This window comes from Plantactinospora sp. ZYX-F-223 (assembly GCF_039649625.1).
GTDB lineage: Bacteria > Actinomycetota > Actinomycetes > Mycobacteriales > Micromonosporaceae > Plantactinospora.
In genome coordinates this window covers 17,106-32,601 of record NZ_JBDJAV010000055.1, presented here as the reverse complement: position 1 = coordinate 32,601, position 15,496 = coordinate 17,106, and the positions used below count along the sequence as shown (strand labels likewise).

The following is a 15,496-nucleotide window of genomic DNA, read 5'->3' as shown; positions in this document are numbered from 1 at the left end:
GTGCGGGTCAGGTCATGCGTCGTCGTCCTGGACGGTCAGCAGGCCGTAGGCGTCGCCGACGGAGACCCCCTGGACAGCCTTCACCGCGACCACGTAGCGCCGGCCGTCCCCGGGTTGGGTGTTGCCGGTCACCGCGATCGGGATGGCGATGGTGGTGCTGCCGGGCGTGACGGTCAGCACGCTGGTCGTGGCGAGCCCGGTCAGCGGGTCCACCACGAAGACCCGTACCTGCCCGTTGCCGCTGCCGGAGACCTGGGCCGGCACCTGGTAGGTAACCGTCCCGGAGTTGCCCTCCTGGACCGTCCGCTCGCCCAGGTCGACCCGGGGCAGCGACACCGGCTGCGGGGCGGGCGTGCCGGGCCGCCAGCCCCAGGCGTCGATCAGCCAGATCCTGGCCCAGGTCTCACCGGCCCGTGGTACCAGCACCAGAGTGGTGATCTGGCCGAGGTTCAGCCCGGCCGTCCTGGCGTTGGTCAACGGCATCCGCACCTCCTGGGCCCAGTCGTCCGAGGTCTGGGTGGGCATCGGCATCGGGTCGAGGGTGGTGGTGCCGAGCGTCGCCTGCCGGCCCGCCGAGTCGGCGATGGCGACGTCGAACTGGGTACCCGGGGATCCGCCCGGAACCACCACCCGCAACGCCACCGACTCCGCCGTCGACAGCGAGACCGCGGCGGGGGGCCGGAGACCGACCGGGCTGCCCGGTGCCCGCCAGTCCACCTCGATGGCGTACCGGCCCGGCTCGGGGACGATCGGGTCGAAGGTCGCGAAGTGTGGCGAGTTGGAGTTGCCGCACCAGGCGGGCGAACTCGCCGGGGCGATCTGCTCGCAGAGCCGGGCGGCGGCGCCGCTGAGCATGGTGGAGGCGTCGGGCACGAGCAGACGCGTCCGGTTGCCGCCCACGGCGTGACTGAGCACGGTCGCCGGGTCCGTCGAGGGTGCCCGGAATCCCGAGCCGTCCAGCAGCGGGCGTACCTGATCGTTGCCGGCCACGAAGGTGGCCGCGGCGGCGGCGACGTAGGTGGCGCCGACGTTCTGCTGCTGCTCCGGGGTCAGGCGCATCGGCGAGACCGTCCGGCAGACCGGATCGTGCGGGCTGGGGTAGTCGTCCCAGGACTTCGCGACGGAGAGCCCGGGAGTCCACTCCGTGTTGAAGTAGTTGTGGTTCGCGCCGACGGCGAAGACGACACCGTGCAGGGCGGACCCGCGACCCACCCCACGGGTGGCGTCCGCGTAGAGCTGGCCCTCCAGGTCGGACAGGTCACCGTCGCAGCTCGGCAGGATGGTCATCGACGGTACGTCCGGAGCCGGGTTGTGGCTGTAGATCGACGGGGCGATCAGCGCCAGCCCGCGGATCTGCCAGCGCACCGTCCCCGGGTAGCCGTCCTGCCCGGCGGGTGGCCGGGTGAGGCTGTCCACGGCGGCCCGGCTGACGCCCTCGCCACCTCGGGAATGCCCGACCAGCAGCACGTTGGACATGTTCGGCACCGGCGCCGACCGCACCACGTCGGGCGCGCTGGGCCGACCGGTGCCGGCCCAGTCGGCCCAGCGACCCAGGTGCAGCCGGACCAGCGAGGAGCGGGCCTGCGCACCCGCGTCCTGCGGTGGCAGGCCGGCGCCATCCTGCGCGTTGACGGCGTTGGCCGAGATGGAGACGGTGACATACCCCTGCGAGGCCAGTACCTGCTGGATCCGCTCGTACCCCCGATGGCTGGGCAGCGGGTTCCAGCCGCTCGGGCAGGGCCAGACCGTGGTCGGCTCGGCGGTGCCCTGGTAGCAGGTGGGGTGCCGGCCGTGCAGGATCAGCACCAGCGGGCGCTGGCCGGAGGTTCCCTGCGGTGCCACGACGTAGCCGCGCATCTCCACCGGTACCGCCAGCCCCGGCAACTGCACGTCCGGCAGCGTGTACTCGCCGCTGATCGTCGGATACGGGCCGGGCACGCCCGGGTCGACCGGGTTCGGCGGCAGTTGGGCCGCCGCGAACGTCGGCGGTACGCCGCTCCCGCGCGCGTCGCTCGGGTCAACCGGCACGTCGAGGCGCCGCCCGCTGGCGCGTACCTGGAGATCCGTCAGGTTCCGTGCGGTGACGTCGTCGATGGGAAGGTGGAAACGGCGCTGGTCGCTCGCTGCTCCCGGCCGGCCGAGCAGCCGGTTACCGGCGTAGAACTCGATCGCGGCGTCGCCGGTCCGGACCGGTTGCGTCCGGCGCCATTCGAGTTCCCACCCGGACGCGGTCTGCGTCAGCTTCCAGCCGTCCGGCAACGGGGTGCGGGCGTCGGCCGTCGCTCGACCGGACGGATCTGCCGGGCTCGCCCATGCGGCGCCGCCGCCGAGACTCAACGTTAACGAAACCGCGGCAGCCATCACCGCTCTGCCGACGTGCATAGACGTCCTCCCCCGTGTGTATTCCGTTGTCGACGCGGGCGCTACCCGGCTCGGGAGCGCTCCCACGTCGGTGCGCCGCCCATCCTAGAGCGACAGAGCCATCACGATCAATGCGCCGGGTCGCCCCCACCACTGTGGACGGGCGGGGCGGTCACCATCTGCGGGGTGAGGTCGAGGCCGATCACGGCCCGGCGGGCCCGACCGCGTGCCGGAGCGCGGGCAGCGTGCGGCCGGTGCCGCAGCCGACGTCCACCGCCACTCCCCCGGCCGGCGGTCGCACCTGCGCGACCGCGGCGGCGTAGGCGGGCAGCAGGTGCCACAGGCGTCCCGCCACCCAGTACGGCAGACGCGGGCCGAGCGGCCACCTTCACATCGCAGATGCGGATCGGTAACCTGGCCGGGTGACGATGTTCCGGATCGGTGAGGCCGCAGAACTGCTCGGCGTCAGCGTCGACACGGTGCGCCGCTGGATCGACGCCGGACGCCTGCCCGCCCTGCGCGACGATTACGGGCACCGGCTGATCGACGGGGCGACGCTCGCCGGATTCGTCCAGGCGCAGGGAGGTGAGCCGGCGGAGCGCACGGAGGAGTCGTCGGCGCGAAACCGGCTGCGGGGCATCGTCACCGCCGTGGTCAAGGACACGGTGATGGCCCAGGTGGACATCCAGGCGGGGCCGTTCCGGCTGGTGTCGCTGATGAGCCGGGAAGCCGTCGACGACCTCGGCCTGGAGGTCGGCTCGGTGGCGGTTGCGGTGATCAAGTCGACCACGGTCGTGGTGGAGAAGCCAGCGACGACCGCCGGCAGCCGAGGGAGGACCGGTCCGTGAGAGCAGCACGATCCCGTAGCGTCCTGGCCGCGCTCACCACGCTGGCGGTGCTGGGGCTCTCCGGCTGCGGCAACGGCGACGACGCCGCAAGCCCGGCACCGACCGGCGGCGGCACCCGGGTCTCCGGAAACGTCACCGTCTTCGCGGCGGCGTCGCTGACCGAGTCGTTCACCCGGCTCGGCAGGGACTTCGAGGCCGCCAACCCGGGCGTGCGGGTCACCTTCAGCTTCGCCGGCAGCTCCGCGCTGGCCAACCAGATCAACCAGGGCGCGCCGGCGGACGTGTTCGCCGCCGCCGCGCCGGCCAACATGAAGACCGTCACCGACGCCGGTAACGGCGACGGCACCCCGGTCACGTTCGTGCGAAATCAACTCGTGATCGCCGTACCGAAGGGCAACCCCGGTGCGGTGACCAGGCTGGCCGACCTGACCAGGCCCGGCACCAAGGTGGCGCTCTGCGCCGAGCAGGTGCCGTGCGGAGCCGCGGCCAGGAAGGCTCTGGCCACCGCCGGGGTGACGCTCACGCCGGTCACCCTGGAGCAGGACGTGAAGGCGGCGCTGGCGAAGGTGCGGCTCGGCGAGGTCGACGCGGCGCTGGTCTACCGGACCGACGCCAGGGCCGCCGCCGGCGAGGTCGACGGGATCGAGTTCCCCGAGTCGGCCGGTGCGGTCAACGACTATCCGATCGTGGTGCTGAAGGACGCGCCCAACAAGGCGGCCGGGCAGGCGTTCGTCGGCTACCTGCGCTCCGACGCCGCCCGGGGCGTACTCACCGCCGCCGGATTCCAGGCGCCGTAGCCGGTGTCCCTCCTCGACGACGTACCCGCGGCGACCCCGGCCGGGAGGAGCCGGTCGCCGCGGCGGCGACGACGTACCGGCCGGGTGCCGGCCGCGCTGCTCGTCCCGGCCGCGCTCGGCCTGCTCTTCCTGGTGCTGCCCCTGATCGGCCTGCTGGTACGCACACCGTGGAGCACCCTCCCGCACCGGCTCACCGAGCCGGGAGTACTCGCCGCGCTCCGGCTGTCGCTACAGACCGCCACCCTCGCCACCCTGCTCTGCCTGCTGTTCGGCGTACCACTGGCCTGGCTGCTCGCCCGGGTCGAGTTCCCCGGCCGCCGGGTCGTACGCGCGCTGGTCACCGTCCCGCTGGTGCTGCCGCCGGTGGTCGGCGGCGTCGCCCTGCTGCTCGTCTTCGGTCGCCGGGGGCTGCTCGGCGGCTGGCTCGACAGCACCTTCGGGATCACCCTGCCGTTCAGCACCACCGGAGTGGTCCTGGCCGAGGCGTTCGTCGCGATGCCATTCCTGATCATCGCTGTCGAGGGGGCGCTGCGTGGCGCCGACACCCGCTACGAGGAGGCGGCGGCCACCCTCGGCGCCGGCCGGTGGACCACCTTCACCCACGTCACGCTGCCGCTGGTGGCCCCGGGGATCGCGGCCGGGGCGGTACTGTGCTGGGCGCGGGCGCTCGGCGAGTTCGGCGCCACCATCACCTTCGCCGGCAACTTCCCGGGCCGGACCCAGACCATGCCGCTCGCCGTCTACCTGGCGCTGGAGACCGACCTGGAGGCGGCGATCGTGCTGAGTCTGCTGCTGCTGGTCGTCTCGGTGGCCATCCTGGCCAGCCTCCGGGACCGCTGGATCACCAGCCCGTGACCGCCGTCTCCGTGACCCGGGCCGGCGCCGAGGCCGGCACGCCGCTGCTCGACGCGCACCTGGTCGCCGACCGGGGTGCCTTCCGGCTCGACCTTCCGCTACGGATCGGCGCCGGCGAGGTCGTCGCGCTGCTCGGCCCGAACGGTGCCGGCAAGACGACCGCGCTCCGGGCGCTCGCCGGCCTGCTGCCGCTCAGCGGCGGGCGCATCACCCTCGCCGGCCGGGACCTCGACCGGCCCGACCTGGACCGCTGGACCCCGCCCGAACGGCGGCCGATCGGCGTGGTCTTCCAGGACTACCTGCTCTTTCCACACCTCAGCGCGCTCGACAACATCGCCTTCGGGCCTCGCCGGCACGGCGCCGACCGCCGGCAGGCGCGGCTGCGCGCCGCCGAGTGGCTCGACCGGATGGGCCTGGCCGGACAGGCCCGGCGGAAACCACGGCAGCTCTCCGGCGGGCAGGCCCAACGGGTCGCCCTGGCCCGCGCCCTCGCCGTCGACCCCGCACTCCTGCTCCTGGACGAGCCACTCGCCGCGCTCGACGCCCGGACCCGGCTCGACACCCGTACCGAACTGCAACGCCACCTCGCCGAGCATCCCGGCGCCACCCTGCTGGTCACGCACGACCCGCTCGACGCCCTCGTCCTGGCCGACCGCTTGGTGATCGTCGAGGACGGCCAGGTCGTCCAGGAGGGCGACGCCGCCACCATCACCGCACAGCCCCGCACCGACTACGTCGCCCGACTCGTCGGGCTCAACCTCTATCGCGGCCGGGCCGACGGGGACGCGGTACGGATCAGCGACGACTTCTCCCTCACCACCACCGACCACCCGCACGGAGAGGTCTTCGTCGCGTTCCCGCCCTCCGCCGTCGCCCTCTACCCCGGCCGTCCCGACGGCAGCCCCCGCAACATCTGGCCGGCCACCATCTCGGCGATCCAACGCCACGGCGACAACCTGCGGATCCACCTGACCGGCCCGATCCAGGTCGCCGCCGACATCACTCCGGCGGCCGCCACCCAGTTACGGCTGGCCCCCGGGCAGCCGCTCTGGGCCGCGGTCAAGGCGACCGAGACCCGGGTCTACCCGGCGGCGGCCGGCGGGCGGCAGCAGCCGGACCGGTAGTCGCGGGCGGCGGACTGGTGGGCGCCGGTGGCGCTCGGTAGTCGTCGGCGGCGGGGCCCGCTCCGAGCGGCGGCATAGGTGCGGGCGGCTCGGCGGCGCTCCCGGGGCCCGGCGGCGGTCGGCCCGGTCCCGGGTGTCACCGAACTCGCCGGTCGGAGCTGCGAGGGCGGTACGGCCCGGGCCGGATCGCCCCGACCCGGGCCGTACCGCCCGCCGATTCAGCTCGCGGTGCAGGACAGCGTGGGCGCGCTGTTGGTGCCGGTCCACGACCCGAGGAAGCCGAAGGTCGTGCTCGCTCCGGCGGCGAGGCTGCCGTTGTAGCTCACGTTGCGGGCGGTCACGCCCGACCCGCTGCTGGTCACGGTCGCGTTCCAGACCTGCGAGACGCGCTGGCCGTTGGCGAAGGTCCAGGTCACCGTCCAACCGCTGATGGCCGAGCTACCGGCGGTCACCCGTACGTCGCCCTGGAAGCCACCGGCCCACTGGCCGGCCACGGCGTACGTGGCGGTGCAGCCACGGCTCCCGCCCGGCGGGGTGCCGGTGGGGGTCACCGGTGGAGTGGCCGTGGGGGTGACCGGCGGAGTGGTCGGGCCGGGTGTCCCGCTGTCGTAGATGGTGGCCTGCCGGGCGGTCGCCCGGATGCCGTTGGCGCCGTTGAAGATCCGCTCGCCCCAGGTGGTGAGCTGGGTCGGGTCGAAGCTGGTGGCCATGTCGAGGATCGGGTCGGTGTTGCCGCTCCACGACCAGCCGAGATAGCCCAGGCCACGGGCGTTCGCCTCGGACAGGATCGTCTCGTGGTCCACCTCGCCGGAGTTGAACCGCCAGCCGAACTCGCCGATGACCAGCGGCCAGCCGTTGGACTGGAAGCGGTTGAGGTAGTCGGTGATGCTGGCGGCGGTGTTGAAGACCGCGTACATGTGGATCGACAGCACGGTGTTGCGCTGGCTGTCGGCGTCCAGGATCGTCTGGGCGTTGTCCCGCATGACGTACTGCCAGTCCTGGCCCCAGTTGGGTCCGTCGACCATCAGCAGGTGCTGGAAGCCGTTGGCGCGCATCCTGGCGATGGCCCCGGTGGTGGCGGCGGTCCACTGCCCCGCGTCGGTGTTGCCGATCGGTTCGTTGCCGATGTTGATGACGACGTAGTTCTCCTGGCCGACCAGCGCGCTCTGCTGGCTGATCCAGTAGTCGACCGCCTCGTCGAGTGAGGCGGCTGCCGCCTCCTCGCCGTAGCCGGTGGTGTCGTGCACCTCCAGGACGCAGATCAGCCGGTTCTGCTTGCACAGCGAGATCACGGCGCCGACATCGGTGGACGGGCCCCACCGCTGGCCACTGCCGAGTACGACGCGCACGGTGTTGGCACCGAGCGCCTTGATGTTGGCGAACGAGCTGGTCTGGTTGGTGTACCAGACGTGCGGATGGTTGACGCCGCGCATGACGAACGTCTGGCCGTTCGCCTCGACGATGTTCCGGCCGCTGACGTGCAGGCCGACGGCGGCATCCGCCGGTCCGACGGAGATCAGGACGGAACTGGCGACCGCGAGCAGGACGGCGCCGAAGGCAGCGAGTCGTCTCTTCATGACCTACCTCGAGCTGAGGCCCCGGTACCGGGGCAGGGCGGACTGGCCACCGGCGCGGGCCCCCGACGATCGCTGCCCTGCTCTCGGGGGTGGGATGGGCACAGTCCGTTGGCGCGTTACTGGATGATCCGGCTCGTGGACGCACGGTACGCTCCGGCGCGCACCGATGCAATCCATGGCAATCGATGCCCAGGTTGCCGCGCCCGGTGCGTCGGCGCCGCGTCGTCCCGGCGGCCACCTGGTCGACGCATATAGTGTTCTCTATGCGCAGCCAAGCGGTGATGCCGCTCGACGAGGCGCGGGCCTGGCTCGCCGAGGTCATCTCCGGCACCGACCGGCTGCGGATCGAGACCGTCGACGGTGCCCGGGTGGTCTGCGCAGCCGGCCCGCACGGCCTGGAACGCCGGCTGGACGGCGCGGTCTCCGGGCCGGCGATGTTCTGGGCGATCGACCTGACCGGCTTCGTCGCGGTCAACGTCCTGGTCGGCCCGACGCCCGCGATGGCGCTCGCGCACAGCAGCGTCAGCTTCCTCGAACCGGCCGAGCCCGGAATCCTGCGGGTCGCGGCCGAGGTGGTCAAGCTGGCCAGCCGGTCGGCGGTGGTGGAGGTCCGGGTCAGCGACCGTCGTGAGCACCTGGTCGCGATCTCGACGCTGCACTTCGCGCTCCCCTCCCGGGCCACCCGGCTGGCGCTGGCCGACGGTCACGCCGAAACGGTGGCCAGATAGCTGCCGCGCTGCCACGGATAGCCCGGCAGGGAGACGACCGCGCGGCCCGGCGGCGTCGGCACCGGCTCGTCGGCGTCGAGCGGGCGGACGGCCGGGTGCGCCGAGCCGGCGGCGAGCGCGATCAGCGCCGGCACCGCGTCGCGCGGCTCGGCGGCGCGTACCCAGACCGCGTGCTTCAGCCGGGTACGTCCGGCGGTGGCGGTGCCGGCGAAGGCGGGAAAATCGCGGTTGGGCAGCGTACCCAGGTGCGCGGCGTAGCGGCGGGCCAGCGCGGCCAACGCGGCCGGGGTGGCGGCCGAGACCAGGAACCCGGGTGCCGCCGGCAGGTCCACCGCCGGGTCGACCGGTGGGGCCGGGGAGAGCACCGCGTACGCGTTGGTGCCGCTCATCCCGTACGAGCTGGTCGAGGCGCAGTCGCCGAGCCGGCCGTCCCAGGGCACCGGTTCGACCGGGATGTCGATGCCGGTCCCGGAGAGGTCGATCCGGGGATTCAGTGTCCGGTAGTTCGCCTGTGGCGCGATGGTGCGCCGGACCAGGCAGAGAATCGCCTTCACCAGCCCGAGTACCCCGGCCGCCGCCTCGGTGTGCCCGACGTTGCCCTTCACCGAGGCCACGTAGAGCGGCCGGTCGTCGCGGCGGCCCAGCGCGGCGACGATCGCGGCCATCTCGACCGGGTCGCCGAGCGGGGTCCCGGTGCCGTGCGCCTCGTGGAAGCCGATCTCCTGCCCGGAGACCCCGGCGGCGGCCAGCACCGAGTCGATGAGTTTCGCCTGCGCCGACATGTTCGGCGCGGTGAACGCCGACGTCCGACCGTCGTGGTTGATCCCGGTGCCGCGCAGCACCGCGAGGATCCGGTCCCGGTCGCGGCGGGCGTCGGCCAGCCGCTTCAGCACCAGCATGCCGCACCCCTCGCCCCGGACGAACCCGTTCGCGGCGGCGTCGAACGGGCGCGAGCGGCCGTCCGGCGACAGCGCGCCGGTCTGGTTCACCCAGCGGGTGGTGCTCGGCGCCAGGATCAGGTTGACCCCGCCGGCGACCGCGGTGTCGCAGTCGCCGGCCGCCAGCGCCCGGCCTGCCTGGTGCACCGCCACCAGCGACGACGAGCAGGCGGTGTCCAGCGCGAAGACCGGCCCCTGCAACCCGAGGGTGTACGCGACCCGGCCGGCGGCGAAGCTGTGCCCGTTGCCGATCGTCGAGTACGGGTTCGGCTCGCCGGAGAGCCACTGCCGGTAGTCCCGGCCGGTGATCCCGACGAAGACGCCGGTGCCCGCCGCCACGTCGGCGACCGGGATCGCGGCGTGTTCGAACGCCTCCCACACCACCTCCAGCAGGAGCCGGTGCTGCGGGTCGAGCACCCGGGCCTCCTTCGGCGAGATGCCGAAGAACTTCGGGTCGAAGTCGAACGGGGCGTCCAGGTAACCGCCCCGGGTCACCATGCCGTCCCACTGCGCCCCGAACGCGCCACGCCGGTCGGCGGGCAGTTCGCCGGTGAGGTCACGGGCGTGCACGACGGCCGACCAGTACGCGTCGAGGCTGCTCACCCCGGCCGGCGCGCGGACGGCCATCCCGACGACGGCGATCGGTGCGCTCACTAGCTCACCCGGTACATCCAGCCGGCGGGGTCGGCGGTCCGGCCGTACTGGATGTCCAGCAGGTGCTCGCGGAACTGCTGGGTGTACGTGCCCGGCTTGCCGTCGCCGACCGTGCTGGAGAACTCCTCGCACTTGAGCCCGACGATCGGGGTGATCACCGCGGCGGTACCGGCCGCGAACGCCTCGGTGATCGATCCGCTGGCCAGCCCGTCGCGCAGTTCGGCCATGTCGATCGACCGCTCGACCGGCGCGAGCCCGTGCTCGGCGGCCAGCCTGAGCACGCTGTCCCGGGTCACGCCGTCCAGGATGGTGCCGAGGGTCGGGGTGACGAGCTGCTGGTCCCGGGTCACGAAGAAGACGTTCATGGTGCCCGACTCGTCGATGTTGCGCCGGTTCTCCCCGCCCAGGTAGAGCACCTGGTCGCAGCCGTGCTCCACCGCCTCGGCCTGCGGGGCCAGGCTGGCGCCGTAGTTGCCGCCGCACTTCGCCGCGCCGGTGCCGCCGATCGACGCCCGGCTGTACCGGGTGCTGATCCAGAGCGTCACCCCGGTGACGCCGTTGCGGAAGTACGGCCCGGCCGGGCAGGCCAGCACGCAGTAGCTGACGTGCTTCGCCGGACGTACCCCGAGGAACGCCTCCGAGGCGAACATGAACGGCCGGAGGTAGAGGCACTGCTCGCCGCCGTACCCCGGCACCCAGGCGTCGTCGGCGCGGACCAGCGCGGCGACGCTCTCGACGAAGGTCTCCTCGTCCATCTCGGGCAGCATCATCCGGCGGGCCGACGCGGCGAACCGGCGGGCGTTGAGCGCCGGCCGGAACAGCCAGACGCTGCCGTCGGCGTGCCGGAACGCCTTGAGTCCTTCGAGGATCTCCTGCGCGTAGTGCAGTACCGCCGAGCCGGGGTGCAGGGTGAACGGCGCCAGCGCGGTCACCCGGTGGTCGTGCCATCCGGCGTCCGGCGTCCAGACGGCCGTCGCCATGTGGTCGGTGAAGTACCGGCCGAACCCGGGATCGGCGAGGATCTCCTTCCGGGTCTGCTCCGGAGTCGGGTGGTCGGTGCGGGTCAACGGAAACTGAACTGTCATTCGCAATCTCCCGGCGAGGGTGCAGCGGTGAACACGGCGACGCAATTCTGCCCGCCGAAGCCGAACGCGTTGGTCAGTGCGGTCCGCACCGGCATCTCCCTGGCCTGGTGCGGCACGTAGTCCAGATCGCACTCCGGATCCGGCTGGTGCAGGTTGATGGTCGGCGGCACCAGCCGCTCCCGGATCGCCATGGCGCAGACCATGGCGCCGAGCGCACCGGCGGCCCCGATCAGGTGGCCGAGCATCGACTTCGGAGCGCTGACCGCGACCCGGTCGGCGGCCCCGCCCAGCGCCGAGCGGATCGCGACGGTCTCGGTCAGGTCGTTGGCCTTCGTGGAGGTGCCGTGTGCGCAGATGTAGTCGACGGCCTCGGGGCGTACCTCGGCGCGCCGGAGGGCCTGCCGGATCGCCGCGGCGGCGTGCGCCCCGCCCGGCCGGGGCGCGCTGACGTGGAAGGCGTCGGAGGTCAGTGCCCCGCCCGCGACGGCGGCGTACCAGGTCGCGCCGCGTCGCCGGGCGTGCGCGGCCGACTCCAGGACCATCACGACCGCGCCCTCGCCGAAGACGAACCCGTCCCGGTCGGCAGCGAACGGCCGGCTGGCGCCGGTCGGGTCGTCGTTGCGCTCCGACATCGCCCCCATGCTGACCAGGCCGGCGAACATCACCGGCGTGATCGCCGCGTCGGTGCCACCGCAGACGACCACGTCGGCCTCGCCGGCCCGGATCAGCCGGGCGGCGTCCAGCAGCGCGTAGGTGCCGCTGGCGCAGGCCAGCGCGCTGGCGTTCACCGGACCGTGCGCGCCGAGGTCGATGGCGACCTCGCAGGCGGGCATGTTGGTCAGCGAGGCCGGCACGAAGTGGGCGCCGGGCGCGGCCGGGTCGGGCCCGGTCAGCCTGCGGGTGGCCGCCTCGACCGTGTCGAAGCCGGCGACCGCGGCGTTGACCACCACACCGACCCGCTCGGCCAGGTCCGGGGCGATGGTGAGCGCGGCGTCGGCGACCGCCTCCCGCGCGGCGACCACCGCGAACTGGCTGAACCGCGCCATCCGGCGCATCCGCTTGGCGGTGAAGTGCTCCTCCGGTACGAAGCCGCGCACTTCGGCGGCGATCCTGGTGGCCAGGTCACCCGCGTCGAACGTGGTGATCGGGCCGACGCCCGACTTGCCGGCGAGCAGACCCTGCCAGGTGCTGTCCCGGTCGAGGCCGAGCGGCGTGACCGCGCCGATGCCGGTGATGACGACGCCGTCCGCGATCATCCCCCGAGAACTCCCGTTCTGCACCGACATCCCTCCAACTACTCAGCGCACACTACCGGTCGCCACAGGTGCACCTGAGATCGACCCACGATAATGATTCCGGTCCCCGCCCGCTCACCCGGACCGCCCGGATCCGGTGGCGACGACGGTGGCGTCCCGCCACGCGTCGAAGCCGGCGCCGACCCGGCGGACCGGCTCGCAGATCACGTACTCGGCCGGCGCCACCAGGCCGGGCCGGCCGGGCAACGCGTCGAGTACCCGCCGGTGCAGCTCCTCGGGCGAGATCCGCCCGGCGGCGACGTACGCGGTCAGCTCCCGGGCCCCCCCGGGATCGGCCCGGTCCGGCGCGAACACCCCGGTCGCGGCACCACCGGCAGCCTCGCGTACCAGCTCCGCAATGTCGTCGGGGCGGACCCAACCGTCCGGGGTACGCACCCAGTCCGGGCCCCGCCGGGCGGGCGTCATGCCGATCCGGGCGGCGATGTCGGCGGACCGGACCTCGCCGGTGACCGCAGCGCAGAGCAGCGTCTCGATCCCCCGCACGATCACCTCGCCGAGCGCCCCCGGCAGGTACGCCGTGTCGACCAGCAGCCCGAGCCGGCACACCCCGCCGCCGGGGTTGCTGGCGGCGACCATGAACTTCATGTCGTGTTTGGACAGCGGGTCGAGCCGGGTGTACCGGGACTCCCGGCGGAGCCGGTCGAGCCGCACCGCCGGAAGGTCCGGGCTGGCCGCCGGCCAGTCACTGCCCCGGTGCCCGTTGTTGAAGTACGCCGACAGGTCGAAGCCGACCCCCCGGCGCCGGCCGGTCTCCGCGAGCAGGGCGTCCAGCGCGACCGGGTCGTACTGGGCGCGGCGGTAGGCGTCGAAGGCGGGACGGTGCACCTGCCGGACGGTGTCGAGCAGGTCGGTCTCCGGCACCGGGAACGCCAGGAAGGCGTCCTGGGCGTTGATCGCGATCAGCTCGCGGCTGCGCCGGTCGAGCCGGTTACCGGCGATCAGCTTGAGTACGCAGGTGTGGTGGCCGTTGTACGCGGTCAGGATCATCGCGGTCAGCCCGAGCAACACGCTGGAAAAGGACGTCCGGGTACGCGCCGCGAGCCAGGACGCCGCCTCGGCGGCCGCGACGGAGTCCAGCAGGTGCCGCTCGATGGGATGGTCGCCGGTCTCCGCCCGGGGCAGGTCGAACATCGAGGCCGGCGCCGCCGACAGGGCGTCCTCCCAGTGCCGCAACGCGAGCCGGCCCTGCCGTTCGCCGTCGGGTGAGGACTGCAGGACGGCCTGCTCGACCGGCTGGAAGCCGGCACCGGCCGGTCCGGCCGGCGTACGCGTCGGTGCCGGCCCGGACCCCGCCCGGCTCGGCTGCCGGTCGTCCGCGGACTCGTGCTCACCCGCACCCCCGCCGAGATGCGGGTCTGCCGGATCGTCGGCGAGCTGTTCGCGCAGCAGGTCGACCAGGGTGGTGAACGCCCAGCCGTCGAGGGCCAGATGCGATCCGACCAGCGCGATCCCGGTCACCAGGCCGTTCCGGTCGACGGTCCAGCCGAGCCGGAGCGGCCACTCGACCTCGTGGTCGAACGCGGCGTCGGCCAGCCGCGCGGTCAGCTCGTCGAGGACCTGGGCGGGCTCGGCCCGGTCGTCGAGCACCGTGACGTCCAGGGAACCCGAGGCGGCGACCCGCTGCCGGGGCCCGTCGGCGGCGTCGACGTAGTGGCTCCGCAACGCCTGGTGCCGCTCGACCAGGGTACGCAGGGCCGCCAGCACCCGGGCCCGGTCGGTCGGCGCGGCGAGCACCAGCGTACCGGTGAGGTTGAACTGGTTCGCCTCCTTGCCGAACCACTGGATCGGGCCCCACATCACCAGCTGGGCCCAGGTCAACGGCGCGGTGGCCGGCTCTCCCGCGGCGAAGTCGAGGCGGACGCAGTCCGGCCCCGTCGCGGTACCGGCCCGGCCGGTCTCGGTCACGTCAGTCACTCGGCTTCTCCCGCTCAGGACGTTCCGGTCCGGCTGTCCGCGCCGGCCGGCGCTCCGGTGCCGGACCTCGGGGTCAGCCGCAGCGGCAGGTGGTCGAGCCCCCGGAACGCCGGGCTCTGCACCTTGACCAGCTCGCCGATCAGCTCGATGTCGTCGGTGCGCTCGATGAGCAGGCGCAGGAACGTCGCCGCCTGGAGCCGGGCCAGGTGCGCGCCGACGCAGGTGTGGATGCCGGCCCCGAACCCGAGGTGGCCGTCGGTGATCCGGTCGATCCGGTACTGGTTGGGGTCCGGGAAGCGGCGCGGGTCCCGGTTCGCCGCCGCGAACGACAGCTCCACCCGGGCGTCCTTCGGGATCCGGGTGTTGCCGACCAGCACATCGGTGGTGGCGGTCCGGAAGACGTTCTGCACCGCCGGATAGAACCGGGCGGTCTCCTCGATCGTCGCCGGGATCAGCTCGGGCCGCTCGCGCACCATCCGGAACTGGTCGGGGTGGTGCAGCAGGGCGTCCACCATGCTGCCCAGGAAGTGCGTCATCGTCTCCTGGCCGCCGACCAGGAGGGTCAGGCAGAGCCAGAGGATCTCGTCCTCGCTCACCCGGTCCTGCTCCACCGCGAAGAGCTTCGAGACCAGGTCGCCCCGGGGTGCCTGGGCGCGCCGCTGTTCGAGGACGCCACGCAGGAAGCCGGTGAGGCCGGCGACGGCGGAGAGCGTCTGCTTGGCGGCCTTGAGCCGGAGTGCCGACTCGGCGGGATCGTCTGGTTCGAGTTCGGCGCGCGGCCCGACCCGGGCGTTCGGGATGAAGCTCTCCAGCACCCCGGCGGTGAGCTTGAGGGTCGTGAGGTCGTCGCCCGGTACCCCGACGATGGTGGTGATGACCCGTACCGGCAGCGGGATCATCGTCTGCTGCACGATGTCGACGTCGCCCGTCGCCAGTGCCTCGTCGAGCAGCTCGCCGCAGGCCCGCTCGATGAAGGTGCGCCAGACCTGCACGCCCCGGGGCGAGAATGCGTGCCTGATCAGCCCGCGCAGCCGGGTGTGGTCCGGCTGGTCGATGCCGAAGAGCACCGGCAGCGCCGAACGGTGGTAGGCGATCCCCTCGGCCGAGGAGAGGCCCGGGTGGTCCTTCGCCGCCGCGCGGACGTGGTCGTAGCGGATCACCAGCCACATGTCCCGCTGTTCCAGGTACAGCGGCTCCTCGTGCCGGAGGAGTTCGGCGTACGCCGGGTACGGGTCGTCCATGGCTTCCGGGGAGAACGGGTCGAACTCCCCGGTGTACGTCGCACTGGTCACTGCGATC

13 protein-coding genes are annotated in these 15,496 nt (G+C 73.1%); 5 read left to right on the top strand and 8 right to left on the bottom strand.

What is annotated here, in order from left to right; genetic code table 11:
* Positions 1 to 12: 12 nt before the first annotated feature.
* On the bottom strand, positions 13 to 2,382 hold the full coding sequence (locus tag AAH979_RS36365; protein WP_346262668.1) for a hypothetical protein: 2,370 nt from the start codon (positions 2,380 to 2,382) through the stop codon (positions 13 to 15).
* Between the two features lie 181 nt (positions 2,383 to 2,563).
* Complete coding sequence (locus AAH979_RS36360; RefSeq protein WP_346262667.1) at positions 2,564 to 2,716, bottom strand: hypothetical protein; 153 nt, start codon at positions 2,714 to 2,716, stop codon at positions 2,564 to 2,566.
* Positions 2,717 to 2,783: 67 nt separating this feature from the next.
* Between AAH979_RS36360 and AAH979_RS36355 the strand changes: the two genes are divergently transcribed.
* The 4 genes from AAH979_RS36355 to AAH979_RS36340 all read left to right on the top strand — a co-directional run bounded on the left by AAH979_RS36355 (position 2,784) and on the right by AAH979_RS36340 (position 5,985).
* Positions 2,784 to 3,209: a TOBE domain-containing protein gene (locus tag AAH979_RS36355; protein ID WP_346262666.1), complete on the top strand. Its 426-nt coding sequence runs from the start codon at positions 2,784 to 2,786 to the stop codon at positions 3,207 to 3,209.
* 50 nt (positions 3,210 to 3,259) lie between these two features.
* On the top strand, positions 3,260 to 4,006 hold the full coding sequence (gene modA, locus AAH979_RS36350) for a molybdate ABC transporter substrate-binding protein (RefSeq protein WP_346262690.1): 747 nt from the start codon (positions 3,260 to 3,262) through the stop codon (positions 4,004 to 4,006).
* Between the two features lie 84 nt (positions 4,007 to 4,090).
* Positions 4,091 to 4,861 (top strand): ABC transporter permease, encoded by a 771-nt coding sequence (locus AAH979_RS36345; protein WP_346262689.1) that lies wholly within the window; start codon positions 4,091 to 4,093, stop codon positions 4,859 to 4,861.
* On the top strand, positions 4,858 to 5,985 hold the full coding sequence (locus AAH979_RS36340) for an ABC transporter ATP-binding protein (protein ID WP_346262665.1): 1,128 nt from the start codon (positions 4,858 to 4,860) through the stop codon (positions 5,983 to 5,985). Before AAH979_RS36345 ends, AAH979_RS36340 begins: the two co-directional genes overlap by 4 nt.
* Before the next feature lie 218 nt (positions 5,986 to 6,203).
* Here AAH979_RS36340 and AAH979_RS36335 read toward each other — a convergent pair whose 3' ends face one another.
* Positions 6,204 to 7,562, bottom strand: coding sequence for a cellulase family glycosylhydrolase (locus AAH979_RS36335; RefSeq protein ID WP_346262664.1), 1,359 nt, complete (start codon positions 7,560 to 7,562; stop codon positions 6,204 to 6,206).
* Positions 7,563 to 7,825: 263 nt separating this feature from the next.
* Here AAH979_RS36335 and AAH979_RS36330 point away from each other — a divergent pair, with 263 nt between their 5' ends.
* Positions 7,826 to 8,290: a PaaI family thioesterase gene (locus tag AAH979_RS36330; protein ID WP_346262663.1), complete on the top strand. Its 465-nt coding sequence runs from the start codon at positions 7,826 to 7,828 to the stop codon at positions 8,288 to 8,290.
* Here AAH979_RS36330 and AAH979_RS36325 read toward each other — a convergent pair.
* The 5 genes from AAH979_RS36325 to AAH979_RS36305 form a co-directional block, all read right to left on the bottom strand.
* A complete protein-coding gene (locus tag AAH979_RS36325) occupies positions 8,266 to 9,882 on the bottom strand; it encodes a polyketide synthase (protein WP_346262662.1) in 1,617 nt (538 codons plus the stop codon). The genes AAH979_RS36330 and AAH979_RS36325 overlap by 25 nt on opposite strands.
* Positions 9,882 to 10,967, bottom strand: coding sequence for a branched-chain amino acid aminotransferase (locus AAH979_RS36320; protein ID WP_346262661.1), 1,086 nt, complete (start codon positions 10,965 to 10,967; stop codon positions 9,882 to 9,884). Before AAH979_RS36320 ends, AAH979_RS36325 begins: the two co-directional genes overlap by 1 nt.
* Positions 10,964 to 12,223, bottom strand: coding sequence for a beta-ketoacyl-ACP synthase II (gene fabF, locus AAH979_RS36315; RefSeq protein ID WP_346262660.1), 1,260 nt, complete (start codon positions 12,221 to 12,223; stop codon positions 10,964 to 10,966). Before fabF ends, AAH979_RS36320 begins: the two co-directional genes overlap by 4 nt.
* A 114-nt stretch (positions 12,224 to 12,337) precedes the next feature.
* Complete coding sequence (locus tag AAH979_RS36310; protein ID WP_346262659.1) at positions 12,338 to 14,197, bottom strand: hypothetical protein; 1,860 nt, start codon at positions 14,195 to 14,197, stop codon at positions 12,338 to 12,340.
* 14 nt (positions 14,198 to 14,211) lie between these two features.
* Positions 14,212 to 15,489: a cytochrome P450 gene (locus AAH979_RS36305; RefSeq protein WP_346262658.1), complete on the bottom strand. Its 1,278-nt coding sequence runs from the start codon at positions 15,487 to 15,489 to the stop codon at positions 14,212 to 14,214.
* Positions 15,490 to 15,496 lie beyond the last annotated feature (7 nt).

Coding starts and splice junctions, on each gene's coding strand:
- AAH979_RS36365 (WP_346262668.1), bottom strand. CDS start 2,382: ATGCACGTCGGCAGAGCGGTGATGGCTGCCGCGGTTTCGTTAACGTTG.
- AAH979_RS36335 (WP_346262664.1), bottom strand. CDS start 7,562: ATGAAGAGACGACTCGCTGCCTTCGGCGCCGTCCTGCTCGCGGTCGCC.
- AAH979_RS36330 (WP_346262663.1), top strand. CDS start 7,826: ATGCGCAGCCAAGCGGTGATGCCGCTCGACGAGGCGCGGGCCTGGCTC.
- AAH979_RS36320 (WP_346262661.1), bottom strand. CDS start 10,967: ATGACAGTTCAGTTTCCGTTGACCCGCACCGACCACCCGACTCCGGAG.
- fabF (WP_346262660.1), bottom strand. CDS start 12,223: ATGATCGCGGACGGCGTCGTCATCACCGGCATCGGCGCGGTCACGCCG.